This window comes from Sediminibacter sp. Hel_I_10 (genome assembly GCF_000688335.1).
In the GTDB taxonomy this organism is placed as follows: Bacteria; Bacteroidota; Bacteroidia; order Flavobacteriales; family Flavobacteriaceae; genus Psychroserpens.
The window spans coordinates 16,675-42,151 of the sequence record NZ_JHZX01000001.1; the positions used below are offsets into that span (position 1 = coordinate 16,675).

Annotated in this window: 27 protein-coding genes; 4 read left to right on the forward strand and 23 right to left on the reverse strand. The window is 37.1% G+C overall.

Annotation, left to right across the window (positions count from 1 at the left end):
* Positions 1 to 11 precede the first annotated feature (11 nt).
* Positions 12 to 2,510, reverse strand: a complete 2,499-nt coding sequence (locus tag P176_RS0100090) for an ABC transporter permease (protein ID WP_026752786.1) — start codon at positions 2,508 to 2,510, stop codon at positions 12 to 14.
* Between the two features lie 47 nt (positions 2,511 to 2,557).
* The gene (locus P176_RS0100095) at positions 2,558 to 3,247 is read right to left on the reverse strand and encodes an ABC transporter ATP-binding protein (protein WP_026752787.1); all 690 of its coding nucleotides are present in this window, start codon (positions 3,245 to 3,247) and stop codon (positions 2,558 to 2,560) included.
* A gap of 115 nt (positions 3,248 to 3,362) precedes the next feature.
* On the opposite strand from P176_RS0100095, the gene P176_RS0100100 reads away from it, so the two are divergent.
* Both P176_RS0100100 and P176_RS0100105 read left to right on the forward strand, forming a co-directional pair.
* Positions 3,363 to 4,025, forward strand: a complete 663-nt coding sequence (locus P176_RS0100100; RefSeq protein ID WP_231481139.1) for an arylesterase — start codon at positions 3,363 to 3,365, stop codon at positions 4,023 to 4,025.
* A gap of 172 nt (positions 4,026 to 4,197) precedes the next feature.
* A complete protein-coding gene (locus P176_RS0100105; protein WP_026752789.1) occupies positions 4,198 to 4,719 on the forward strand; it encodes a 5'-3'-deoxyribonucleotidase in 522 nt (173 codons plus the stop codon).
* A gap of 103 nt (positions 4,720 to 4,822) precedes the next feature.
* Here P176_RS0100105 and P176_RS0100110 read toward each other — a convergent pair whose 3' ends face one another.
* The 12 genes from P176_RS0100110 to P176_RS0100165 all read right to left on the reverse strand — a co-directional run bounded on the left by P176_RS0100110 (position 4,823) and on the right by P176_RS0100165 (position 14,488).
* Positions 4,823 to 5,245, reverse strand: a complete 423-nt coding sequence (locus tag P176_RS0100110) for an OsmC family peroxiredoxin (protein ID WP_026752790.1) — start codon at positions 5,243 to 5,245, stop codon at positions 4,823 to 4,825.
* 16 nt (positions 5,246 to 5,261) lie between these two features.
* Positions 5,262 to 6,368 (reverse strand): alkene reductase, encoded by a 1,107-nt coding sequence (locus P176_RS0100115; RefSeq protein WP_026752791.1) that lies wholly within the window; start codon positions 6,366 to 6,368, stop codon positions 5,262 to 5,264.
* 81 nt (positions 6,369 to 6,449) lie between these two features.
* Positions 6,450 to 6,848, reverse strand: coding sequence for a heme-binding protein (locus tag P176_RS0100120; protein WP_026752792.1), 399 nt, complete (start codon positions 6,846 to 6,848; stop codon positions 6,450 to 6,452).
* A 105-nt stretch (positions 6,849 to 6,953) separates the two neighbouring features.
* On the reverse strand, positions 6,954 to 7,529 hold the full coding sequence (locus tag P176_RS0100125) for a Crp/Fnr family transcriptional regulator (protein WP_026752793.1): 576 nt from the start codon (positions 7,527 to 7,529) through the stop codon (positions 6,954 to 6,956).
* A 145-nt stretch (positions 7,530 to 7,674) separates the two neighbouring features.
* Positions 7,675 to 8,340, reverse strand: a complete 666-nt coding sequence (locus P176_RS0100130; RefSeq protein ID WP_026752794.1) for an FAD-binding oxidoreductase — start codon at positions 8,338 to 8,340, stop codon at positions 7,675 to 7,677.
* Positions 8,341 to 8,413: 73 nt separating this feature from the next.
* Positions 8,414 to 9,682 carry a sorbosone dehydrogenase family protein gene (locus P176_RS0100135; protein WP_026752795.1) on the reverse strand — a complete coding sequence of 423 codons (1,269 nt, stop codon included), beginning with the start codon at positions 9,680 to 9,682 and terminating at the stop codon, positions 8,414 to 8,416.
* A gap of 182 nt (positions 9,683 to 9,864) precedes the next feature.
* A complete protein-coding gene (locus P176_RS0100140) occupies positions 9,865 to 10,893 on the reverse strand; it encodes an agmatine/peptidylarginine deiminase (protein WP_026752796.1) in 1,029 nt (342 codons plus the stop codon).
* Positions 10,893 to 11,774, reverse strand: a complete 882-nt coding sequence (locus P176_RS0100145; protein WP_026752797.1) for a carbon-nitrogen hydrolase — start codon at positions 11,772 to 11,774, stop codon at positions 10,893 to 10,895. Before P176_RS0100145 ends, P176_RS0100140 begins: the two co-directional genes overlap by 1 nt.
* Positions 11,775 to 11,846: 72 nt before the next feature.
* Positions 11,847 to 12,461 carry a hypothetical protein gene (locus tag P176_RS18695; protein ID WP_037348586.1) on the reverse strand — a complete coding sequence of 205 codons (615 nt, stop codon included), beginning with the start codon at positions 12,459 to 12,461 and terminating at the stop codon, positions 11,847 to 11,849.
* 147 nt (positions 12,462 to 12,608) lie between these two features.
* Positions 12,609 to 12,986 carry a nuclear transport factor 2 family protein gene (locus P176_RS0100155; protein WP_026752798.1) on the reverse strand — a complete coding sequence of 126 codons (378 nt, stop codon included), beginning with the start codon at positions 12,984 to 12,986 and terminating at the stop codon, positions 12,609 to 12,611.
* A gap of 108 nt (positions 12,987 to 13,094) precedes the next feature.
* The gene (locus P176_RS0100160) at positions 13,095 to 13,850 is read right to left on the reverse strand and encodes an SDR family NAD(P)-dependent oxidoreductase (RefSeq protein WP_026752799.1); all 756 of its coding nucleotides are present in this window, start codon (positions 13,848 to 13,850) and stop codon (positions 13,095 to 13,097) included.
* Positions 13,851 to 13,861: 11 nt separating this feature from the next.
* The gene (locus P176_RS0100165) at positions 13,862 to 14,488 is read right to left on the reverse strand and encodes an SDR family oxidoreductase (protein ID WP_026752800.1); all 627 of its coding nucleotides are present in this window, start codon (positions 14,486 to 14,488) and stop codon (positions 13,862 to 13,864) included.
* Positions 14,489 to 14,741: 253 nt separating this feature from the next.
* Here P176_RS0100165 and P176_RS0100170 point away from each other — a divergent pair, with 253 nt between their 5' ends.
* Positions 14,742 to 15,014, forward strand: a complete 273-nt coding sequence (locus P176_RS0100170; protein WP_026752801.1) for a hypothetical protein — start codon at positions 14,742 to 14,744, stop codon at positions 15,012 to 15,014.
* Between the two features lie 52 nt (positions 15,015 to 15,066).
* On the opposite strand, the gene P176_RS0100175 is transcribed toward P176_RS0100170, so the two are convergent.
* The 4 genes from P176_RS0100175 to P176_RS0100190 all read right to left on the reverse strand — a co-directional run bounded on the left by P176_RS0100175 (position 15,067) and on the right by P176_RS0100190 (position 19,583).
* A complete protein-coding gene (locus tag P176_RS0100175; protein WP_026752802.1) occupies positions 15,067 to 15,579 on the reverse strand; it encodes a hypothetical protein in 513 nt (170 codons plus the stop codon).
* A gap of 201 nt (positions 15,580 to 15,780) precedes the next feature.
* Positions 15,781 to 17,463, reverse strand: coding sequence for a tetratricopeptide repeat protein (locus tag P176_RS0100180; protein ID WP_156032928.1), 1,683 nt, complete (start codon positions 17,461 to 17,463; stop codon positions 15,781 to 15,783).
* A 204-nt stretch (positions 17,464 to 17,667) separates the two neighbouring features.
* The gene (locus P176_RS0100185) at positions 17,668 to 18,168 is read right to left on the reverse strand and encodes a pyridoxamine 5'-phosphate oxidase family protein (RefSeq protein WP_026752804.1); all 501 of its coding nucleotides are present in this window, start codon (positions 18,166 to 18,168) and stop codon (positions 17,668 to 17,670) included.
* Between the two features lie 26 nt (positions 18,169 to 18,194).
* On the reverse strand, positions 18,195 to 19,583 hold the full coding sequence (locus tag P176_RS0100190) for an NAD-dependent succinate-semialdehyde dehydrogenase (protein ID WP_026752805.1): 1,389 nt from the start codon (positions 19,581 to 19,583) through the stop codon (positions 18,195 to 18,197).
* A 186-nt stretch (positions 19,584 to 19,769) separates the two neighbouring features.
* Here P176_RS0100190 and P176_RS18700 point away from each other — a divergent pair, with 186 nt between their 5' ends.
* Positions 19,770 to 20,609 carry a phospholipase A gene (locus P176_RS18700; protein ID WP_051605335.1) on the forward strand — a complete coding sequence of 280 codons (840 nt, stop codon included), beginning with the start codon at positions 19,770 to 19,772 and terminating at the stop codon, positions 20,607 to 20,609.
* A gap of 57 nt (positions 20,610 to 20,666) precedes the next feature.
* On the opposite strand, the gene P176_RS18705 is transcribed toward P176_RS18700, so the two are convergent.
* The 5 genes from P176_RS18705 to P176_RS0100220 form a co-directional block, all read right to left on the reverse strand.
* Positions 20,667 to 21,227, reverse strand: a complete 561-nt coding sequence (locus P176_RS18705) for a DUF4251 domain-containing protein (protein ID WP_197022119.1) — start codon at positions 21,225 to 21,227, stop codon at positions 20,667 to 20,669.
* Between the two features lie 66 nt (positions 21,228 to 21,293).
* The gene (locus tag P176_RS0100205; protein WP_026752806.1) at positions 21,294 to 22,748 is read right to left on the reverse strand and encodes a membrane dipeptidase; all 1,455 of its coding nucleotides are present in this window, start codon (positions 22,746 to 22,748) and stop codon (positions 21,294 to 21,296) included.
* A gap of 156 nt (positions 22,749 to 22,904) precedes the next feature.
* Positions 22,905 to 24,182, reverse strand: coding sequence for an FAD-dependent oxidoreductase (locus tag P176_RS0100210; protein ID WP_026752807.1), 1,278 nt, complete (start codon positions 24,180 to 24,182; stop codon positions 22,905 to 22,907).
* 146 nt (positions 24,183 to 24,328) lie between these two features.
* A complete protein-coding gene (locus P176_RS0100215) occupies positions 24,329 to 24,835 on the reverse strand; it encodes a peroxiredoxin-like family protein (RefSeq protein ID WP_026752808.1) in 507 nt (168 codons plus the stop codon).
* Positions 24,835 to 25,440 (reverse strand): fasciclin domain-containing protein, encoded by a 606-nt coding sequence (locus P176_RS0100220; RefSeq protein WP_026752809.1) that lies wholly within the window; start codon positions 25,438 to 25,440, stop codon positions 24,835 to 24,837. Before P176_RS0100220 ends, P176_RS0100215 begins: the two co-directional genes overlap by 1 nt.
* Between the last annotated feature and the right edge of the window lie 37 nt (positions 25,441 to 25,477).

Sequence of the window (25,477 nt, forward strand, 5' to 3'; positions counted from 1 at the left end):
ATGCTGTGCTTCTAAATCGCTTTCCGAAGCACCTCAAGCGGAGAACTCCTCAGCACCGTTTTAATATTACTTAATCCTATCACCAATACCAAAAGCGAAATGCCTGGAAGCAAAATCAAAAACGGCATTGCCGAAGGAACAAAGGGTTCCTTAAAAACAAATAGCGCTAAAAGCAAGCTACTCAACAAAGCCAGAATGATGCCCACAAAGCTTCCTATAACTCCTAGAAAAAGATATTCAAAAGCTGAAATTTTTAAAATTTGCGCATTTTTTGCACCTAGGGTTCTGAGCAACACACTTTCTTTAATGCGTTGGTATTTACTATTGCGTACCGAGCCAATTAATACAATGATACCCGTAAGGATACTAAAGAAAGCCATAAAATTAATAATCCAAGAGACTTTGTCTAAAATATCCTCTACAATACTGTACACCTGCCTGAGATCTATAACCGAAACGTTAGGATATTTAGCCACCAAATCCCGCTGTAATTCTGCAGAAGCAGCTTCATCTTCAACATAAGTTGTGAGTACATTAAATTGCGGTGCCGCTTCTAAAACACCCTTCGGAAAAACGATTGAAAAATTAAGTTGCAATCGTCCCCAGTCTACCGCTCTAATGCTACCCACTGTTGTTTCCATCAAAACGCCTTGTACATTGAAGACAATAGGGTCTCCAATGCCGACTTTCGCATCTTCGGCAATATTATCTGAAATAGAAATGACTATAGGTGCTCCTGGCTGAAGTTTAGGCGTCCACTCCCCTTCTATGAGCTCTTCCGAAGCAATTAATGAATCTCTATAGGTGGTCCTAAATTCGTGATTTAAGATCCAACTTCGTATTTGGGCGGTGCTATCTGCCCTTAACTCTTTAACCAATTGCCCCTTAATGCTGTGCATTCGCATGGTAACCAAAGGAATATTATCCATAAGGTCTAGATGCTTAGTTTCAAAAGTTGTTTTAATGGTTTCCAACTGATCGCTTTGTACATCTAACAAAATCACATTGGCCTGTTCTTTACCTTGACCCACTTCTGTTTTATCCAGTAAAATATCTTTTGTAAAGTACAGGGTACTCATAAGAAAGGTTCCTAAACCTATAGCCACAATAAGTACCAGCGTTTGATTATTGGGTCTGAATAAATTCAATACACTTTGTCGCGCAGGATAACTCCATGTTTTAGGAAAAAAAGCTTTAAACATTCTCATGGTAAGCATGGCAATACCTGCCAAAATTGAAAAGGTTACCAAAATTCCGAATACAAACGCTAAGGCAAACACTGCGTCTTTAAGAAGCCAGAATGAAAATAAGAACAGAAATATAATTATGGTAGCCCCCACCGTGAATTGAGCAGCTCTTGAGTTTTTGACCAACGGATTTGCCCCAACGCGTAATACCTCTAATGGAGATACATACCAAGTGCGCATGAGCGGTAACAGCGCAAACAATACCGACATAAAAACACCTAAAAACACACCCATGATCAAAGGTTGAATGCTAATATTGATGTTTACTTCAAATGGAAGAAAATCCGCCAGAAGGTAGGGAAACGCATATTGAAGCCCAGCGCCAATGGCCGTTCCTATGAGGCCGCCAACCAAACCGATTCCTGCAATTTGAATCAGGAAGATCAAAAAGCTTTGTCGTCTTGTTGCACCAATGCACTTTAAAATGGCAACTGCATTTAATTTTTCCTTGATATAAATCTGTACAGAACTCGCAATACCTACACAACCCAATAACAGCGCAATGAAGGCTACCAAGTTCAAGAACTTTCCAACGTTCTCATAGCGCCTACCTAAACGTCTACTAGTACTGGTATGGGTATCCAAATCTACATTTTCAGCATCTAACATCGGTTTTAAGCGCTGTTCTAGATTTTCAAGATTTAAAGTATCTGATGCTTTATAGAAATATTGATATTCTTTTCGGCTTCCAAATTGAATCAATTCCGTAGAAGCAATCATTCGGTAAGGCATTATTACAGGCGGCGCAACACTAGTAGAAATGGCCGTACTCCCTGGAATAGCCTTTAATGCCCCGGCAATAGGTATGGTCAACGCTCCAACTTTAATAGAATCTCCAGGCTTGATACCAAACTGTAGCATTAAGGTGGCATCAACAAGGGCACCACCATTTTCTTGATAGTGAGTTGCGGCATCTGCTGGTTGGGTTGTTATGGTGCCGTAGAACGGAAATTGGCCTTCTATACCCCTAACCCGAACCAATTTTGTGCCTCCATTTTTTGGAAAGGCAATCATGGATACAAAATTGACTTCTGAGGCGTCTGGTTGAAGTGAGTCGATGATAGATTGTGCTCGTTCAGTTGGTACTTGCCGACTATCTATGATATAATCGGCACCCATCAAGGCCTTAGATTGACTTTGAATATTTGACTTCAGGTTTTCGCTAAATAATTGAATAGACACTACAGCGGCAATTCCTAAAATAATGGAAGCCATAAACAATAGTAGACGTACTCGACTGGCTTTGGCATCACGCCAAGCCATTTTAAAAAGCCATGCTGTTCGTCCGTTAGAGGTTGATTGTTGATCTATCAAAGCGCAGCTGTAGATTGATTGGTGATAATTTGTCCGCCCTTAAGTCTCAAAATTTGCTGAGTTCTATTGGCCAAATCCAAATCGTGTGAGATAATAACTAATGTGGTGCCGGCGTCCTTATTTAATTCAAATAAAAGCTGAATGACTTTTTCACCAGTATCCTCATCGAGATTTCCCGTAGGCTCATCTGCAAATAAAATAGAAGGCGCATTTGAAAATGCACGTGCTAATGCCACACGCTGCTGCTCCCCTCCAGAAAGCTGTGATGGATAATGGTGCTTTCGATCTCCTAGACCTACTTTTTCCAACAGTTCCGCCGCTGTTATTGCAGCATGTTTTGCGCCTTGTAGCTCTAATGGTACACTCACATTCTCTAAGGCCGTTAGGGTTGGCAGCAATTGAAAGTTTTGAAAAATAAAACCTACTTCCTTATTTCTAAGTTGGGCGCATTCATCTTCTGAAAGCGTCCCTAGATCCTGTCCGCATAATTCAACGCTTCCTGAGTTTGGTCGATCTAAGCCTGCGCACAACCCTAAAAGGGTTGTTTTACCACTTCCTGAAGGGCCAACGATAGAAAACGTCTGACCTTTCTCAACCTCAAAGGAAATATCATGTAATACCGTTAATTGTTTGGATCCGCTGGTATAAGTTTTCTCCAGACCCTTTATCTTTAATATCTTTGACATCTTAATTCAATTCACATTTATTCTTTAACATATGCAATGTTCCCAAGATAATCAAAGCAGGCTAATTGTAAGCCACACTTTAGGCCAGAAACCCTTAAAATTTTGTTATTTTCTAATGGTTCTTTTTCTTTTTTCTTGCGGAAATAAGACGAAAACAAAAGCTAATGACGCCACAGAAACCCCTGAAAATTCAGAATCTACGGCGCCATCAACAACAGCATCTAAAACCATTTTATGCTTTGGTGACAGTATTACGGCAGGTTACGGGTTAGAAGATAGTGATGATGCCTATCCTGCTGTACTACAATCTAAAATAGATGCTTTAGATCTAGAGTATACTGTGGTAAATTCTGGCCTTAGCGGAGAAACCACCGCTGGAGGCAAAAGCAGGATCGATTGGATCCTAAACCAAGATATCGCCGTTTTTTTATTAGAACTAGGCGCTAACGATGGCTTAAGAGGCATTCCGTTAACCGAAACCCGCACCAATTTGGCAGCTATTATAGAAGCGGTACAAAAGGATGATCCCAAAACGAAAATCATTTTAGCAGGCATGCAACTTCCACCAAATATGGGAGAGACCTATACCTCAGGATTTAAAGCCATGTATTTTGATTTAGCAGAGCAATATCAATTGTCCTTTATTCCATTTATTTTAAAAGATGTCGGTGGCATTCCTGACCTGAACCAGAGTGATGGCATCCATCCCACAGTAGAAGGTCATGAAATTGTAGCCAACACCGTTTGGGAGGTTTTAAAACCAATACTTGTGAATTGATTAATAAAGCCTTAAACCAATTGAGTTCAAGTTTTTATTTAGAATATTGTAATTCAATAAATAAGCTTATTCTAAGAAAACAAGAAGGCTTACAAGTTACGATTCTATTAAATTTTTAAATACGTTTGGGTTGTTTTAGCCTATTCCCGTAATTCGTAAAAAAAAAACAGATATGACGATTTTTGTAGATATGGATGATGTCTTGGCTGACACTTACGGCAAGCACATTGAATTATATAATAAAGAGCACAGCACTTCACTTTCCGTTGCCAATATTGAGCACGGCGAGGTTTGGCAAAATGTTCCTGAAGCGCACGCTGGCAGCATTAACAAACATGTTCACACTCCAGGATTTTTTAGAAATTTAGAGCCTATTGCAGACAGCCAAGAAGTGATTAAAGCACTTTGGGATCAACATGAAGTATATATTGCTACAGCGGCTACACAGTTCCCGAATTCTTTACAAGAGAAGAGTGCGTGGCTTGCAGAGTTCTTTCCTTTTATTACTTGGCAACATCAAATTATGTGCGGGCATAAATTTATTTTGAATGGAGATTTACTAATTGATGATCGCTCCTATAATTTAGATCCTTTTGAAGGAGATACCCTATTATTCAATTCACCTCATAACCGCAAAGATGTTGGTTATGAACGCGTGGGAAGCTGGAAAGAAATTGCAGAAAAGCTACTTTGATTTCCAAATCAGTAGACCTTTTCGTTTAAAAAACTATTATAATAAAAAACAGCAAGACCATATGGACTTGCTGTTTTTAAATTCACTTTTAATGGATTGGTTTTTAACTTACCAACTCCACTTTGAGTTCTATAGTGGTATTCAATAATTTTGACACTGGACAAACTTCTTTTGCTTTATGGGCAATTTGTTGAAATTTCTCAGCATCAATCTTAGGAACATCTCCTTTTAAGTTAAGCACAACTTTAGTAATAGCACCGTCTTCAAAGGTTACAGTAGCATCAACATCTAAACTTGTTGCTGTAAAATCTTCTTCATTTAAGAGAAAACTCAATTGCATTGCGAAACAACCTGCATGTGCCGCACCAATTAATTCTTCAGGATTTGTTCCCTTTTTCTCATCTTCAAATCGTGTGTGAAAAGAATATTGCGTACCATCAAGCACCTTGCTTCCTGTAGTAATTTTTCCTTTTCCTTCTTTTCCACTGCCTTTCCATTCAGCATTTGCTTTTCTTGTAAATTTCATAGTTATCTATTTTTAGTTAAACTTCTTGTGTTTTCTTCGCTTTTGGATAATCGGTATATCCCTTCGCACCAGTGGTGTAAAAGGTGTCTTTATCCCAATCTGCCAACTCTAAATCGTATGTAAAACGTTCTACGAGATCAGGGTTAGAAATGTATAATTTTCCGTAGGAAACCAAATCTGCATGACCTTCTTCAATCACTTTGTTCCCTTTATCTTGATCAAATTCTGAATTGATCATCAAAGTACCATTGTACAATGGCCTGAAATGTTTGGCAATATCTTTTACTGCATAAGCAATTTCCGAAACATCTGTAAATGGTTCTGATAAATGAACGTAAGCCAAATTATAATCATTCAGTTTTTTAATAATATATTCAAATGTTGGAATCGTTTCTTCATCCATAGTAATCCCGAACAAGCCATGAAGTGACGGATTGAACCTAGCGCCTATACTTTCCTGAGGAATGACCGTTTTGATAGCATCTAGCACCTCAAAAAAGAAGCGCGTTCTATTTTCAATACTTCCTCCATAATCATCTGTACGCTTATTTGACGTCCCGTTAAAAAATTGATGAAACAGATACCCGTTGGATGAATGGATCTCTACACCATCAAAACCAGCTTTAACTGCATTAGCTGCAGCATTTTTAAAGTCGTTGACGGTGGTTTTAATCTCCTCTAAGCTCATCGCTTTTGGAATAACCGTATCTTTAAAGCCTTCGGGTGTGTAACATTGCGCATCAGGATTTATGGCCGAGGCTGATAATGGTAATTTCCCATCGTGAAAATCAGGATGAGACATACGCCCAACATGCCATAACTGAATAAAAATCTTTCCGCCTTTATCGTGCACTCTTTTTGTAACCTGCTTCCATCCTTCTACTTGAGCTTCAGAATGAATTCCAGCGGTATGGATATAGCCTACCGCTCTCTCTGAAACCTGAGAGCCTTCAGTAATAATAAGTCCAGCAGAAGCGCGTTGCTCATAGTATAATCCATGCAGCTCATTCGTGGGGACATTACCATCGTTATCTGCTCGACTTCGCGTCATCGGCGCCATAACGACACGATTTTTTAAAGAACAATTTTTATGATAAGGGGTTAATAAGTGTTGTGTACTCATAAATTGGTTTTTCGTTTAAATTTAAATAAAATAAAAAACAAGACAGCCGTAAAGTTGCCTTGTTCCGTTGTAAACTCATTATTAAAGTGCTTTTGCACCTGCCTCTGCAACAGTATGGTCATTCTCTACAGAACTCCCACTTACGCCGATAGCGCCAATAATTTCGCCTGATGCATTTTTAATTGGTATACCTCCTGGGAATGAAATCAATCCGCCGTTAGAGTGCTCAATATTAAAAAGTGATCCTGCTGGTTGGGATAGTTTTCCTATGTCTCCAGTTGGCATATCAAAAAATCGTGCTGTCTTTGCTTTTTTAAGCGAAATATCTGCACTACCTAACCAAGCGCCATCCATTCTTACGAATGCTACTTGATTAGCACCTGAATCTACTACGGAGATATTCATTTTTGTATCGATTTCTATCGCTTTTGCTTTTGCTTTCTCAATAATGTTTTGGGCTTGTTCTAATGTAATGTTCATGAGTTTTTGTTTTTAGTTAATTAATAGCAGTTATATGCTCTTGAATACCATAAAGTTATCACTCATAAATAGCAAAACCCTTAACCTATATCAATTAGTAAAACATTAACGTTTTAACTTAGAACGAACTCGACTTAAATTTTCGGGCGTTACCCCGAGATAATTGGCAATATGATAATTGGTCACCCGATTCTCAATATTGGGATAAGCCTTGCAAAACTCTAAATAACGGGCTTTCGTGTCTTTTTCCAAAGAAGATAATATTCGCTGACGCTGAGAAATAAATGCATTGGTGATCAGGATTCTAAAGTAGCGCTCAAACACGGGAGCCTCTTTGTAAATTTGCTCAAGCCGATCATAGCGCATAGAAAACAATTGAGAATCTTCAATGGCTTCAATATACAATCTTGAGGGAGCATGATTGTAAAAGGCCTCGAAATCACAGATCCACCAATTTTCTATGGCAAACTGAATGATGTGTTTATTACCCTTTTCATCCATGTAATATGCTTTCAAACATCCTTTTACAACAAAACATATATATTTTACCTCAGTACCTGGTTGCAATAAATATTTTCCTTTTGAGACGGAAATATCATTCAAGGATGTCTTAAAGAGATGGATAGCCTCCTCTGAAGGGGCGACATAACGCTTTAAATGTTCTTTGATTGATGCATGCATATTACAAATATGAAGAATATTGAATCTGAACTACGGGATGTCCTAAAATAAAACCCAAAACTCATTAAAAAATTTATAGCATTATAAAACCTAAAAATAACATCAGATTAATTTAGAGACCTTATTTTTTTAATCCATTCAGATTTTACGCTTCTGTGACTAATTGAGATTTTGGCAAACCCATTTCATAAAGGGTAGCCGAAATTGCCTCAACCATTGGTGGTGGTCCGCAGAGATAAACTGGTGTCGTGGTTTCTAAATTATGTTTTTTAAGAAAATCTTTATCAATTTGACCGTGATCATAATCCTCATGATTTTCCTCAGAAAGAATGAGATGACATTGATTTCCTAACCAAGCTTCTAAATTATTCTTGTAAATAATATCTTTTTCCTTATGATTTCCGAAGAACAATTGATTACCCTCCAACTCACCTTTTCGTTTTAAATCTTTCATTATGGCTATAAAAGGCGTGATACCGGCTCCTCCTGCTATAAAGGCTCCTTTTCCTTTATAAGAAATGGCTCCCCAAGCATCACCAATCCACATATGGTCACCTACTTTGAGTTGCTCTATTTGTTCGGTTACGCCATCATGTGAAGGATAGCTTTTTATGGTAAATTCTAGTTCGTGATCTTCTGGTAAACTTGTAAAGGTAAACGGACGCTTCTTGTCTTTCCAACCCTCCTTGTCAATTGAGACTTCTGTGGCCTGACCAGGATGAAAGGTATACCCTTTTGGTTTGTCTGCAACCAAATGCACGACATTGTGATTGATATGTTCTATTTTTTTTAATTCTATTCTATGTTCCATGTTTTTTATTTAATGTTCTCAAAAAAAAGTGCTGTTTAATTGACTGTTAGAAGCCAATTGCAGAATTTATCTTTTAAGATGTTGGTGCAACTCTCCAAATAATTCCTGCGTCATCGTCATTTACCAAAAGTGCACCATCTTTGGCAACAGTAACACCAACAGGACGACCATAGACTTCACTCTCTTCTCCTTCGGCTATAAAACCAGTAAGAAAATCTTCAGGCTGTTGCGGCTTTCCATTGGTAAAAGGTACAAACACCACTTTATAACCAGCAAAATTTGCACGATTCCAAGACCCATGTTGTCCAATAAAAGCGCCATTTTTATAAGTTGACGGAAAAGCGTCATTGGTATAAAACGTTAAGCCGAGTGATGCCGTGTGGCTACCTAATGGTACATCTGGAATAATGGCTTTTTGAACCAAACTATCATGCGGCTCATCTTTCCATCGAGGGTCTTTGATAGCGCCATAATAGCTATAGGGCCAACCGTACCAACCCCCTTTTTTGACACTGGTCATATAATCTGGCACCAAACTGTCTCCTAATTTATCACGCTCGTTTACAGCAGTCCACAACGCTCCTGTTGATGGATTCCAATCCATTCCAACTGGATTTCTTAATCCTGAAGCATAAATAATTTCACCGCTACCATCTAAATTCACTTCTAAAATATTGGCCCGACGTTCTTCTTTCTCCATACCCTGTTCTCCTACATTACTTGCAGATCCTACAGAAATATAGATTTTATCTTTGGCTTTATTGGTGATGATGTTCCGTGTCCAGTGATTGTTATATCCGCTGGCTGAAAGTTCTACAATTTTATCACCTGGAGAGGTCATCTTAGTCATCCCTTCTTTGTAAGGATACTTATAAAGCCCATCGGTATTGGCTACATAAAAATGATCATCAATCACAAGCATTCCAAATGGTTGATTCAAATCTTCAAGAAATACGTGACGTTCATCTATCATGCCGTCATTATCGGTATCTCTAAGTAAACTTATTTGATTAGCACTATTTTTAGTATTGGCCTCAGACACAAAATAGTCGCCGTTAGGTGCAAGGTAGGTCCATCTAGGATGTTCAAGTGAATCTGCAAAACGAGACACCGTGAATCCTGCTGGTGCTTTTGGAGTCATGCCATCTGGCCAAGGCACAATCTTACTTTCCTTGGTTACAGATTCTGACGAATAAGGTGCTACGAGCTCTAAAGTGCCAATAGCAGTTTCTACTTTATCGTTTGCCGTACTGGCAATTTCTTTTTTTTCTTCTTTACTTACATTATCCTTACAGCCTAAAAATAAAGTGGCGGCTATAATGACTAAGGGTAGTTTTTTCATAGTTGATTTTTTCGTTGTCATGAAAATAATCAAAGCATGAAACACAGACCTACGCTATTCAACATTATTTTAACGCATATCCTCATTTGCGTCTAAAATCAAGGGATAGTAATGAAAACTAGGGATTTTATCTGTTTTTCAATAGAAAAAAACAATGTTATAAAAGATTGTAAGTGCTACTGTTAAACCGGAATTTGCTGACTCAAACAATGTAAGGTTCCAAAACCCCAAATCAAATCGATGGCATTTATGCCAATAACATCGTGCTCTGGAAAGCATTCTGCTATTATTTGCAGTGCGATACGATCATTGACATCATTAAATGTTGGAACTAAAACACAGTTGTTTAATATCAAAAAGTTGGCATAACTAGCAGGTAAGGTCAAACCTTCAAAGATGATGGGTTTTGGTACAGGTAGCTTCACTATCTTAGGTGAACTGCCGTCCTCTAATTTAGCCTTTTGCAGACGATTAAAATTATCTTGTAGCGCTTTGTAGTTAGGGCTTTTAGGATCCTCATCGACTATAGTGACAATAGTGTTTTTATTGACAAAACGACAAAGATCATCAACATGACCATGCGTATCATCTCCAATAACACCGTCACCTAGCCAAATGACATTTGTAACTCCTAAATAGGTTTTGAAAATAGATTCGTAATCTGCTTTAGTAAAGTTTTGATTTCTTACTTGAATACTCGGGTGAAGCAAACATTCTTCTGATGTGAGCAGCGTGCCCTTACCATTACTATCTATAGCACCGCCCTCAAGAATTACAGGTTTCCCTTTATAAGTAGCTTGTGTCAAAAGGATATCAAGAACACCTGCAACACGTTCAGGTACTTTTCTATCTAATTGGTAGTTTTTGTATTTGGCCCAACCATTAAAATTGAAATTTAAGGCTTCTCGCTGGGTCCCATTTTTTACAATGATAGGTCCAGAATCGCGCATCCAACTGCGGTTGGTTTTTTGAATGATAAATGTAATACGCTCAAGATTGACCTCTGCGTTGGTGAGCATTTCTGAAACTTTAGCTTTTAAGTCGTTGTGAGCAACAACTAAAAAAACGGTTTCATAAGTCGCCACCTTTTTAATAAACTCCACAAAAGCCCATTGAACCGCTTGATATTTTCCTGGCCAATCGTTGCCATTATGCGGAAAACACAACAGCACCCCTTGTTGCTTCTCCCACTCTGCTGGAAACCTTCTCATTAATCTATCGCTCTTTTGGTAATTTCTCCGAAAGCATCAATACGACGATCCCTAAAGAATGGCCAATTTTGACGTACATTTTCCTGTTGCGCTAAATCTACTTCTGCAATTAAGATTTCTTCTTTATCATGAGATGCTTGTGCTAAGATTTCTCCTTGCGGACCAGCAATAAATGAGGCTCCCCAAAACTCAATTCCCTTAGTATCTGGCAAATATTGCTCCAACCCTATTCTATTGGCTGCAGCTACATAAACACCATTGGCTACGGCGTGCCCTTTCATTACGTTCATCCATGCACCATACTGATTAGGGCCATATTGTTCTTTTTCTTGTGGATGCCAACCAATGGCTGTAGGATAAAACAAGACCTCAGATCCCTTTAAAGCCGTTAAACGTGCCGCCTCAGGATACCATTGGTCCCAGCAAATAAGCGTCCCGATATTTCCTTTTTTGGTGGCATGGTTTTTAAAGCCTAAATCGCCAGGTGTAAAGTAGAATTTCTCGTAAAAATGAGGATCGTCTGGAATGTGCATTTTTCGGTACAGACCAGCTTCGGTACCATCAGTATCAATAATATAAGCACTATTGTGATAGATGCCAGCCATACGCTTTTCGAAAAAAGGAACGATAATGACAACGCCCAACTCCTTTGCCAAATCACTAAACGCATGAAAAGATGTGCTGTAAAGTGGTTCTGCCAATGCAAAATTATCTACGTCTTCACTTTGACAAAAATAATGACTGCTGTAGAGTTCTGGTAGGGAAATGACTTCTGCTCCTTTTGCAGCAGCATCACGTACCCATTTTAAACATTTTTTTAAATTGTTTTCGGGAAGGTCATTAAGATTCAATTGAATGACCGCTATTTTGTAATTCTTCATATATCAAAACTAAAATAAGGCTATAAAAGTAATGAATATTATGAACAACAAATAGAGAGCATCTAGAATCTCTTACTTAGAGGCCTGAAGTGTTTGTGGAAGAACAATATCACGTTGGGCAACTAAAATATCACCTGACTTTTCAGGATTTAGAATATTGGTTGCTCCAGCTTTTTTAAGTTTCTTACGGCAGTATCTAGATAAATAAGGATCATTTTCAAATAAGAAACCATCCATATCATACTCCGGTGTGTTTGGTTCTTTAATTACAGTATGAATGTGCTTCATTTCATTACTACCATAATCTGTTCCTGGTATAAAGGTAAAGAACGTGTACTCCCCCTCTTCATTAGTTTTAACCCAAGCACGGTGGTAGATGTAGTCTTCTTCATTTTCTGTTTTTAAATCGTATTTACCGTCTTCATTGGTTTGATAGATAAAAACGATAACATCCTTTGCAGGAGTAATCCCATCATTTTCAAAGATTGTTCCTGAAATTTTAAGTTTTTGTTCCGCTTGCGCGTACTCTGGAATTGTGTCAACAGCGGTTAGCGCTCGCTCACCATAATTATAAATAGGGTGCTGTTTTGTATCATTGATATTATTAGCATCTTGTTGTGCATTTAATTGAACTGTAAATGCAGAAAAAATAATGGCGGCACTGATAAGATATTTAAGCGTTTTCATGCGAATTGGATTTGGAGTTTACCCAAAGCTATTATATACAGCACTTTAACACCTAAAAAACTATATGAACACCGAATAAATTAGGATTAACTGAAATTAGATTCAAAATTTTCCGTTGAAATGCACTTCTTTCAGAATGGACTTAGCTCAATACATGGTATTATCATTTTTAGACGTTTTAGGAATTTGCTGAATGGCATCCCAATGTTCGCAAATCTTTCCGGAGTTGTCAAAACGAAAGAAATCCATCGTGACATATTGATCATCATTTGGCCAAATTTGATGGGTATGTAAGGCCACGAGATCATCTTCTGCAATACAGCGGACGAATGCTATGGATTTTTTGGGATATTCCACTTTCATCCGTTCAAAATAATCGATAAATCCCTCTATACCATCACTCACATCTGGATTATGCTGAATATAGGTGGCTCCAACAAAGGTATCCATCGCTAATTTAGGATCTCCCAAGAAGGCCATTTCATAAAAACTGATGGCATTTTTCTTATTTTGTTTTGTACTCATGGCTTGATCGATTTAAAATGATTGGACTTCAATTTAAAAATTAAACTTGTTTTTAATAAAAAAAGCCAGAATTATAATTAATTCTGGCTTCAGTAAACATATTTAATTTTATAATTTTGGCTGTCCGTTAGATGCACTTAAACCGCCATCTACCGGTAAAATTGTTCCGGTAACAAATCTTGCTTCTTCACTGGCTAAAAAAGCAATAACATCTGCGATTTCTTCCGGTTTAGCTGCACGGCCCATAGCAATTCGCTTTTTAAATTCCTTCATCACCTCTTCATCATCCATTGCGCCTTCTCCCATATCAGTATCTGTTAAACTAGGCGCCACTGCATTGATTCTAATCTCTTTTGCTGCAAAATCCAATGCCAGAGCTTTGGTCATTAACTGAATGGCTCCTTTAGTGCTATCATAAGCAAAGGCGTTCCAATCTCCTCCTAAACCAGAGACAGAACATACATTCACTATGTTCCCCTTGCTCTTTTCAAGATATGGTAAGGTCTCTTTAATCATCAAGTAAGGCCCAGTGACGTTTACTTCCAATTGCTTATTCCAATCTTCCAACGAGACCTTGTCTATCGTACCACCAACAAATATTGCGGCATTGTTGACTAAGATGTCAATGGTCTTAAACTTAGAAATCGTGCTTTCTACGAGTTGCTTCACATCTGCAGGTTTTGAGACGTCGCCTGCAACTATTAAGGTATTGCTCGCATTGATTTCTTTCGAAACTGCTTCTAATTTACTTTTTGTTCTTCCGTTTAATACCACGTTAAAGCCCTTACTGGCAAACTTTTTTGCCGTTGCTTTACCTATACCAGAACCTGCTCCAGTAACAATTACGGCTTTATTTACTTCCATTGTAAGATGTATTATATAGTGTTCATCGCATCGGCGATTAAGGTATCACCATTTAAGATTTCAAAAGTTTTATTATTGGCAACATCATCATGAAGTGCGCTTACCAAAGTTTGCGCAACATCATCACGACTAATTGATCCCGAATTGTCTAAGTGTTTTGCCAGTTTGATTTTGCCAGTACCATGATCATTGTTTAAAGATCCTGGACGTACAATGGTGTATTTCAAATCACTTTTTAAAAGATATTCATCTGCATTATGCTTTGCTTTTAAATAGTCTTGAAGTTGATCGGCTTTCTCTGGTTGATCTGCTCCAATGGAGCTCAACATCACAAATTTCTTGCAGTCGTGTTTTTTAGCTGCATCCATCATTTTTTTCGCACCTTCTTGATCTACGGCTGTTACTTTTTTACCGCCAGAACCAGCTGCAAAAATAACTTTGTCCATACCTGTTGTGACATCCTGGATATCCTCTTCTAAATCTGCTAAAATGGTTTGAATTCCTCTTTTAGTAAATTGTTCTTCCTGCTCCTTCTTTCTAATCATTGCAACTGGACTATAAAGTTGAGAGTTTTCTAAAAGATCTATTATTTTTTTTCCTGTGGTGCCATTTGCACCTGCTACTAATATTTGTTCCATACAACAATAAATTAAAATTTTCGAAACCTGTTTAATGGGAACACATAAAACATTAACTCGATAGAAACACTAACACTATATACACTTTTGTTTAGAGCTATACTCCACAAAATCAATTTAATATCGACAACGTGTAAATACGCTCACTTTGTCGGACTAAAGATAGACTTTAACAAAAAAAGTTTGAAGCAGAGTCCTTTCCCTATAGCTTTGTGATAGCTTTTATTTTTAACCTACTAAAAAATAAGACATTATGAATGCAAATCTTTCACTTTTCAACCAAATCAACAGTTTGTGCTATTGGCTACTTACTGAAAGTAATTACAAAAGTTCTGTGATTTTAGATGCAGACAAAGACAGTTATTTTGTTCGTGTCAAAAAAGGAAGTCAGAATTTATATGCTTACCATATTCCTCAATTCAGTAAGAAAAATTCAAAGTTTTTAAATTTCGAATTGACTGCCGTGGTTAATAGTTTGCTACACATTAAAGACTCTGTCATGGAACGCCGCTACGAAAGCGCATAAAAAAACAGAATCCAAAAAAGATTCTGTTTCAATTAAGACAAGTTGTTTTTAATTATAGGGTCACTGTTACTGTTTTAGATGTTTTTCCATTGGATAGTTCAACGTGATACTCCACTATTTTTTCTAAGCCTTGGGTATAATTTACGTGACATTCAATTTTTTCAAAAGCCCAACCTGGATAAGATGTTGACACTTCTTTACTAAGAGCGTATGGTAATCTCATATTTTTATAAATCTCAATAGATTGCACCAATTTACCAGTATGATCATAAATGGCCTGAATATGATTTAAGGCTTCATTAAAATCTACAGTGTAAGTAACGCTTTTGCTTGATGTATATACAGATTGTGCTTTTATGTTGTAGTTGGCCGCAATTTTTTGAAGTTTCTGAGCTCTTTTTGCCACATCATGATTCTTAAAACTATTAAGATAGTCGGCATTGATCGAAACGGATTTCATATTAGGAGCATGATCTAATTTTGAAGTGACCATGGCCATTTCATGTTGCGCATTGCAAAGGGTGGTTAGACCTAAAAAAAATAAACCAAGAATACAGCTTTTCATAATCAAATGGATTTTAAGGTTGATAATTAAGAGGCCACTAGCTTTATAATAAGGGTACTAGATGCGCACTTTTAGATATCGCTAAGTTAGACACAACTTTAGCTAAAACCTTAAAAATGAGATAGACAGACAATGAACAGCCTATAGACAATCAATAGACAGTTCTATTTTGTAACTTCTTTTTTATATGAAATAGGGAAATTATAGATTTTGAATAAATGCATCTAAATCTGTATGTTCTTGAAGATTGAGTTTTTTTCTAAGACGATACCTGCTGGTATTGAGAGATGCTAAGGTGATGTTTTGAAGTGTCGCAATACTTCTACTTTCAATTTTTAATCGAATCAACGAGCACAATCGTATTTCGTTTTTGCTGAGATTAGGAAATTGTTCTGTAAGCTTACTAAAAAAGGCATCACTTAATTTTTCCAAACGCTCAAAAAACGCTTTGGTATCTTCATCAAAAGTGATTTTATTTGAAATTTCTATATCTAATTCTTGAAGTAAATTTGTTTTCTCAGCCCCACTAACTTGTTTGATCTGTTCTAATTTTTCAGACAGATGGTTCGCCCATTCTTGATTTTGGGTTAATGTAATAGCAAAGTCTGATAGATCCCTTTTTTTAGATTCAATTTCTGTATTGAGTTGAGAAACCTTAAGTGTTGCATTTTCATATTCATGCTCTGCTATCAATTGTTTGTTTTTTGCATTGACCAAATGCTGCCTTCTGCTTAAAAATAAAAACAAGAGCAAGACAATAAAAAAGGAGGATATCAAACCAGAAATCCAGAGTTTTGAACGTTGTTTTTTAAGTTCACTTTCCTTTTGGATGCGATCTATCATAAAATTTAAAGCCACGCGATCTAGAGTAATATCATTTAACTCTTCCCGCCATTTTTTATCTGCCGCATTACTTATTTCTCTTAAACTATCTGAAAATGACTTAGAAGCCTTTACCGTCTCGTAAGCCTCTAATGTTTTATTTTGTGCAAATTGCAAGCGTTCTTTAGCGTCCAAATAAGGGATTACTGCATTCTCACTTTTTGAAACGCCAGTAGTATCTGTTTCCATAATGCGCTCCAATTGAGTGAGCGTCTCTTGAGCCTCTTTCAATTGGTTTAATTTTACGCCGGTTGTAATTAATTGAGCGCCGGCATTGATCAAGCGCTGCACATCTGGTTGTGAGGTTTTTTCATTAATGGCTGTTTTGTAGAATTCAAAATTGGTTTTGTATAAGTCATAAGCTGCACTTAAACGGTTGGTTTCTATATAAACATCTGCAATATTATCCCTAACGCTGCCAATAAGTGTATGATCTGGAAATTTAGATTTCAAGATATCGTAAGCCGTTTCGAAATGATGTAAAGCCGTTTTTAAGTCTTTTTTGTACCATAGAAAATAGAGCCCGTAATTATTAATGGCGGACGGATAATAGATGTAATCTAAAGACTTCGTGTAGTTCATGTTTGCCTTATGCTCTAAGGCGGCACTATCTAAAAGTCCGACTTTGGCATAGTTCTCAGCCAAAATAGAATGGGCATAGCTGAGCATATCTACGTATTTGGCCCTTTCACCATTGGTGAGTTCTGATGCATAACGTTTATGGTGATCAAAAAACGCATTGTAATACTTTATAGATTCTTTAGGAAATCCAATTTCCCGGAACCAATTTCCTGAGTGGAGGTAACTGTCGAGTTTTAAACTATGATGCCCTTCAATATTGGTGAGTAAATCAAGTCGTCTAAAATGATTTGATAAATAACTTTGAAGTTGTTTGTCTGTAAATGAGCTTCGTCTGAACGTTTTCATATCCTTTTCAGAGAAAGACTGTTCCATAAGCGCTGTTATGGATTGATATTTCTCAAAAGCCTCGTCACTACTCAAGTCTGTGTTTTGAGCTCTCAATGGAAAAGAGAACGTTATTAAAATAACACAAACCAGTATTATCGATTTTAACACGTCAACGTCATATTGGTTAGTAAAACAGCCTAAAGATAAACCATTTAGATGACATTGACTTATTGCCACACAAGCATAAAAAAAGCCAGTAGAATAATTTCTACTGGCTTTTTTATCAAAATTCTATACTTAAGAATGTAAATTCCCTTGTTCTGCAATATCAGGGTTTTCTCCAGATATGGCACCTACGCCCATCTTAAACAAAGTCACCAATTTATTATGTTTTGGTTCCCAATAATGTGCTGAATGCGGTTTGATTTGTATGGCTGTTAAATTAGGATCATCTAAACCATCAAACCAATTATCATCAGTTTTGCCGTACAACTCCTTCAGAATCTGAGGATCGGTTGTAATCGTAGCTTCACCAGAAACTACCATAAAGGTCATATCTCCAGGCTTACTATACATTAGTTGTACTTTAGGATCTGCGATAATATTTTTATTGTGATCGCTATCCTTTCCACTCAAAAACCAAACGTTCCCTTCATCATCTACTTTCTTTGTGCTCATAGGGATCACATGAAACGGCATGTGGTTGATTGTTGTTGCCAACATTGCAAAATCAATCGACTCTGCAAGCTCTTTGATTTTAGCTTTGGCTTCTTTATTATATAAATTATTAGTGCTCATTATTTTATTGTTTTAGTTTGAACTATTTACTTATTAAGACTCATAACAGATTTCTCATTGATGAATTCCTTAATTCCGAAGCCACCATGTTCTCTACCATAGCCTGAATTTTTTACGCCACCAAACGGCATGTTAGGCTGTGCTAATCCAAAGGAGTTAATAAATACCATCCCTGTATCAAAATGTGATTTGGCAAGTTCGAAGGCCTTATCTTCATCTTTAGAGAAAATTCCACCACCTAAACCAAATCGACTATCATTGGCAATACGCATGGCGTCCTTATCATCTTTTGCTTTAATTAGAGAGGCCACAGGCCCAAATAACTCGTCATCGTAAGCTGGTTGACCTGGTTTTACATCGGCTAACACTGTTGATGGATAGAAAAATCCTTTCCCACTCGGTACTTTACCACCACATAGAATGGTTGCGCCTTTCTTTACACTTTCTTCTAATTGCTCATGCAATTTATCGCGAAGATCTTTTCTTGCCATTGGCCCCATTTTAGAGTCGTCTTTCGTAGGATCTCCATGATTAATGGCTTCCATCCCTTTAACGAAGGCCTTTTTAAATTCTTCGTACACCGCCTCTACCACAACAAATCGTTTTGCAGCTACACAAGTTTCACCATTGTTGTAAATACGCCCTTGTACGCAAGTTTTTGCCGCTAATTCAACGTCAGCATCCTCTAGCACCAAATAGGCATCATTACTACCAAGTTCTAATACGGTCTTTTTAAGATTCTCTCCAGCTTTTTTAGCAATAATTTTACCAGCTGCAGAGCTCCCTGTTAAAGTAACTCCTCGCACCAAATCATGTTCTATAATTTTATCTGACACGTCATGATCTATCACCAATACAGTAAATAGGTCTTTAGGAAGTCCTGCTTTTTCAAAAATCTCCTTAATCTTCAATGCTGATCCTGTTACGTTTTCTGCATGCTTTAATAATACACCGTTACCTGCCATTAAATTTGCAATAGCATAACGAATCACTTGATATGCAGGAAAATTCCATGGTTGAATTCCGTAAATCACTCCTACTGGTGCATATTGAATAACCCCTTTACCGCCTTCAGGCAATTCTCGGTGTTTGTCTTGAAGTTCTTTCATTCCTTCTGTAGCTGTATAGTCACAGATAGCAGCACAAAGCTCAACTTCTTGATGCCCTTGTTTTATAAGTTTACCCATTTCCGCAGTCATCAGCTGTACCAGCTCATCTTTTTGCTTAGAAAGTTGTTTTCCTATACTTTTGATTAGTTCTGCTCTATCCTTTAAGGACTTGTGCTTCCATTCCGTAAAAGCCTCATGACATTTTTCAACACTTTTAATAGCGTCGGCTTCAGTCATTAAGTCATAGGTTTTAATGGTTTCCTCTGTTGTTGGGTTTATGGTTTTTATTTGTTTCTTATCACTCATTTTTTTTGTTTTTATATTCAGTTACAAGATAGAGACGATTGGCTGTTTAGACTGACGGTATCCAATCAAAAATTGCTTTGTTTCAATTGAAACAGACGTTTTCCGTAAAACAAGAAATATCTTGGACAGATAAAAGCGAATCCTGTTTTTATAATTAATTTTGCATAAACCAATCCCGTCTTAATTATGAATGCTTTTTTCTCAAAACGGCACCTCGTTGCTTCCTTTTGTGTCATTTTAATGCAATACGTCGCTTTTGCCCAATCGGACATTAAAAAAGACAGCACAACGCTCAACAATAAAATAAAGGATATGCCAGGGTTTACTATTTATGGCAACAATTACTTTATTACTGGAACTACTGTAGGCGAAACACCTGATGAAAATAATAGCGACGGAAAACTAAAAATTGGGTTTAAGCAACGGCTGACCAACAAAACGCTTCCTTTTGACACCTATTTGTTTTTTACCTATCAACAAACTGCATTTTGGGATGTTTACAAAAAATCATTCCCTTTTAGAGAAACCAATTATAATCCTTCAGTAGCTTTGGTAAAACCGCTTTATAAAGGGAAAGCCTATGATGGATTGGTACAATTTCAGTTTGAACATGAGAGCAACGGACTAAGTGGTGACAGTTCTAGAAGTTGGAACCGCCTTTCTCTCATTTATGAGCGTTATTTATCTGACCATTTGACTGGAAGTTTAAAAGTATGGTTGCCTGTTGGTAATAAAGAGGACAATAGAGATATTACAGATTATAGAGGCTATCAACAAATTGATTTGTCCTATAAACTGAACCACAATTTTATATTTGAGACCGAAATTAGAAAAGGGTTTAGCTTAGATTGGAAAGGCAGCATCCTTCTTGGCGCCAATTACCGTATCTCTGACGCTTCTGATCAATTTATCTATCTCCAATACTTTTTAGGCTATTCTGAGAACTTAATTACATATGACCAGCACACCCAGAGATTGAGGTTGGGAATTGTCTTTAAGGATTTATTTTTGAAATTTAGAAAGTAAGTTGTTGACTTAGTAGCACTTATTTTGAAGTTACAATTTCTGATGACCGATTCTATTTCAATGCGTCATGCTAACTTCTGGATCTAACGCCATCACATCGCCAGTATATTCTATTGAAAATCGTTTATCACCATTTAATCGCAGCGACGTTCTTCCGCTAGGAAATAAGGTTAAAAAAACCGAATAGCCTTCATTTTTGCTACGTGCCCTAAAGGTCATGGTATAGCTGTTCTTTTTCTCGTTTTTATTCACCTTATAATCTTCTATAGTGCCTTCAAGCGTTATACTTGCATCGCCTCCATAATGACCAGAAGACATCTGTACTTCGCCAAAATAAGGTAATTCCGCAGAAATAGAATCACCTTTTATTCTGAAATAGTTAGAGTTACCAATTAGGCTAACGTTACTCGCAGAACTTCCTGGAGGAAAAAAACCCGCATTTTGAAGACTCAATAGCGCATTTGTTGCCATAGGCGAAGCCCAGTCTGATTCTATTTCAAATGACTTCTCACGCACCAACTGATCTAATTTTGCAATCTGTTCTGGAGTAGCACTTGTCTTAGAAGACCCGCAGCTCATCAAAAAACAGGCCGTTAGAAATGTGAGTAGTAATTTCATGTTTATGATTTTTTCAATAGCGTTATAAATTACAAAAATCATCTTTGATCTATTCCAAAGAAAATCTTAAAAATTAGTCTTTAAAAAACGCATGCCATTTTTAGTCATGATTCTAGAGATCACCTCGTCAGCCTCCAGATTATTATCTGGATTATTAAAGGGTTTCTTCTGAAGGTAATTATAAGCATGCCGCTCTAGAAAATCAGCTAGAAAGGGCAACTCTTCCGCAGTCCAAAATGAATTTAAGGGATCAATAATACCATCAAAATCACTACCAATCACCATACAATCCCAAGCAAAAAGTCCTTCTGCATCTAAGACCTCAGCAATATGTTGCATTTGGTACCAAAGTAACTCAGATCTATAATGCATAATTTTAGAACGGCTCAAAGCGCTCTTAGTGTCCTTTAAGGTTTGCTTATTGACCACTCGCCGCTCATCTAGTTGCAGGCCAAAAATGCCTTTGCTTTTAGCAATACGAATCAATTCGGCATTGAAAAAATTTATATCCACTGGGTTAAGCTTTGTAGCTACAGTAGATCCCTTTTGAGTTTGATCTTTAAAGGAAGCCAAACCATTAGCTGCACCATGACTAACAACTATAGGAAGGTTTTTATAGGCAGGTGTGTTGTCTATAATATCATAAAACTCTTGTCGCGAAGCCACACTCATGTGTTTGACATCTATTAAGATGCGACGTCCATTGGTATCACTCAAAAGCTCATTTATAATGTTTACACCCATGGCTGTAAAACCGAGATTTAATCCTTGAGATTGATCTACTTGACTTTTTACCAGATTGGTAAAGCTTTCTGCATGTCCGCAAATGTGATTCCAAAAATGATGCGCAACGGTCACAAAAAACGGCGGTGCATCCCATTGCTTGATGGCCTTGAGATTGGCCAGAAAATCGTCTTCGTTGGGCGGTAACTCTATATTACTGTTTAGCACGTGTAATCCTTCTATAGATAGGATCACGCAAATGGTCGTAATCTTGGTGCTGGGTTGTTTTGAAGCCTCGATAACCGCTTCAATATCTTGATAATTTCGAACAATTCGATATTTAAACTTTCCCTCTGGCAAAGTAAACACAACATTATTCAATTGCAGGTAGAAGTCGTATTCTCGATCTAGATCTTCAAAATAATTAACCATTCTCTGTATGGCATCCACACGCTTTTTACCCACGCCAGTAGCAAAATTAGAAGCCATGTCCTTTAAAAACTCGGTTTTTAGTTTATTATCAAAAAAGGGTTTTTCTATGGGATACAGGGAAGCGCAAATTACAGATACTCCTCCTTTGGATAAACTGGTGAAATTGGCTTGTGAAAATTTGGTTAAATTCACAATGTAATTAAGAAGCTTATCCCCAATTGATGGCGGGTTGTAGTGCCAAATGCTATTAGAGCGACTTCGGTTAAAATTGTTAACACCAATCGTTTTATAGTTAAAACTTTTACCATAAGGCTTTAGCGCCGGGTGGCAATGAAAGTCAACATAATTATTTTTCTCTAGAGACATTTACTTTAGGTTTAAACAGCTTCTCAATAAAACTGTGTTCTAAAGTTATAAAAATTAAGGTTGTCTTGTATCCCAAAATCTCGAGTTTATAAGAACAAATACTTATGACATTATCGAAACTAAAATCTCAAATCTAGAGGATACTGCAAATATCCTTTATCGGTATTCTGAAGTAATGCCTTCTACGCGTAATCCATCTTCTAAGGTTAAAATCAAACCTTGGGCCGCACGTTCTCCAGAGCACATAGCGGCATTTAAAGATCCGTTAAGCATTTGATCTCCTGCCAAAAATATCGTTGGTTTTAATTGGGTTTCGGTTGGAGAGCAGTTGTTTTGTAAATCTTTTAACTTCGGAAGCGCCTTTTTGATGGTATAGCGTTTCAAAAAAACAGTGTCCTTAATATCACAATAGGTCTTTAAATCTGCTTGCACGCGCTCAATCAATTGCTCCTCGTTTAAGTTATGGGATTTTACCACGGTAACCGATAATAGCTCTTGGTTTCCTGATGTTGAGGTGTCTAGGTTAGAATTAAAGAATAGATTATTAATAAGCGCATCATCATCAGCCACTAGCCCAATAATTGGCTTTTTAATATGGCGGTCTGCCAATGTGAAATATAAATTATCACAAGATTTCCAATGAGTTTCTGTGTTCAAATTAGAAATTAATGACGTGGCTTCAGTGGCAATAATGGTAAAATGGGTATCCAGTTTTTCTTGGTTCTCTAGAAGGATGTGATCATCTTTTACTTCGGAAACTTTAGTATTGAATAAAAATTTGGTATGCTTTAATTGCGATTGTAATTGTTCAGGGATGGCCTTGATACCAGCTTTTGGCATCACCGCGAGTCCTTCTCCAAACATCTTGTAGACAAATTCAAACATTCTACTAGACGTTTCTAAATGTGGTTCTAGGAATATTCCGGCAAAAAAGGGTTTAAAAAAGCTTGAAATCATATCTGCACTAAATCCTTCTTTTACCAAATAGTCATGTGTGCTTAATTCTTCCGAAGAAAAGATATCCTCTAAGGATTTCTTTTTAAGCTTTACATTGAGTTTTAAAATGTTAAGTTTGTCGCTAAAGTTCCCCACGTTTGCCGTTAAGGTTGAAAAGAGTAGCGATAGATCCCGAAGCGGGTCGCCAATAGTTGAAGCTTTACCGTTTTTGAAAATAACGGCTCCTGGAATAAACTTTTGAAGTTGCAACGCCTTATAATCCAAATGCTTTTTAGCCATTGGATAAGCCTCTAGAAGTACTTGAAATCCATGGTCTAGCTGATAATTATTTATAATATCTGTCTTTACCCGACCTCCAACTTGGCCAGAACTTTCAATAATGACAGGTTTATAGCCTTGTGCTTCTAATGTTTTGGCTGCAATGAGTCCACTGATTCCAGCACCAACGATGTGGATTTTATAGTCCGTTCTTTTCATGTTATAAAGATAATCGTAAAACCATTGCTACAAAAGCTGCGGTTTTGCTTTTTATGAGAATTTCATACTGAAATTAAAAAAGGACGTTTGGCTTCATGACTAAATGATGCCGAACGTCCGTTACATTTTATGTATTGAAATGGCATTTAAGCCTCTCCTCTAGCCGGATAATCCTTGTCTAGAATAAAATCAATAGCTTTTAAAAGGTCGTCAAAATCTGGACGGGCAAAAGGCATGGTTTGTACCGAAGAACAATACAGTTCTCCATCTGGTCTAATTAAAAACAACCCTGGCTCAAAAAACATGTCTGGCTCTTCCTTAATGCCTTTAGATGCAAACAATCCCCATTCTTTTGCTTTTTCAATCGGAAATTCAAACCCTACAGGAATATCTGCAATATCCCATTCGTCATAAGTAGCTTTCGCTAATTTTTCGGTATTGGCACTTATGGCAATCACGTTAACGCCTCTACTCGTAAATTGATCTAATTTACTTTGAAGTTCCTCAAGATATTTTTTGCAGACTGGGCAATGCTTCCCTCTATAAAATACAATCAAACTAAAATTCTTAGGATCTTGTTCCTCTAGATTCCATTTGGTATCATTTACTAAATCTATACTAATGTTGGGTACTTTTGTTCTTGGTTTTATCATTATTTTTCTGTGTTTATGGTATTATTATCTTGTGGCATTAACATACCACCTATGTTATGTATTGCGCCGTTAGTTGCTTCAATATCTAATTTTAAAATGTTCACTTCATTTCCTAACTCATCAGTAATGATGATGATGTTATTTTCTTTTACGAATGAAATGAAAGCGCCTTGTTTAGTCATCAATCGATATACGCCTTTATCTACTGGCACCACTGAAGCATTGAGTGCGCTCCCTGTGATAACGTCATCTACAATGTGGTAATTGATGATGTTTCTCAACTTTTCCAGACGTTCCTGAGCGGTTAATCCCTCAAGCTCGTTATCAATAAGGTTATTAACATCTGCATCATCTGGTGCAAATATGGTAACGTTATCTAAGTCTTTTAATTCATCAAACATTTTGGCCATATTGACCATTTTTAAAAATCCGTTATATTTAGGGTTGGTTTCCAAGGCTTCAAATAAGGATTGCTGTTCTCCAAACTCGGCATTGGGAGCCATAAGCCCAGAGTCTTCTTTAATTAACGGATTGTCTTTAGAGTTGCCCTTACAATTGATTAAAGATGTACTGGCAAGAACGAATAGTAATAAGAACTTTCTCATCTTTTTTTCTTTTAAGAAACAAAAAAATGGCAAATCG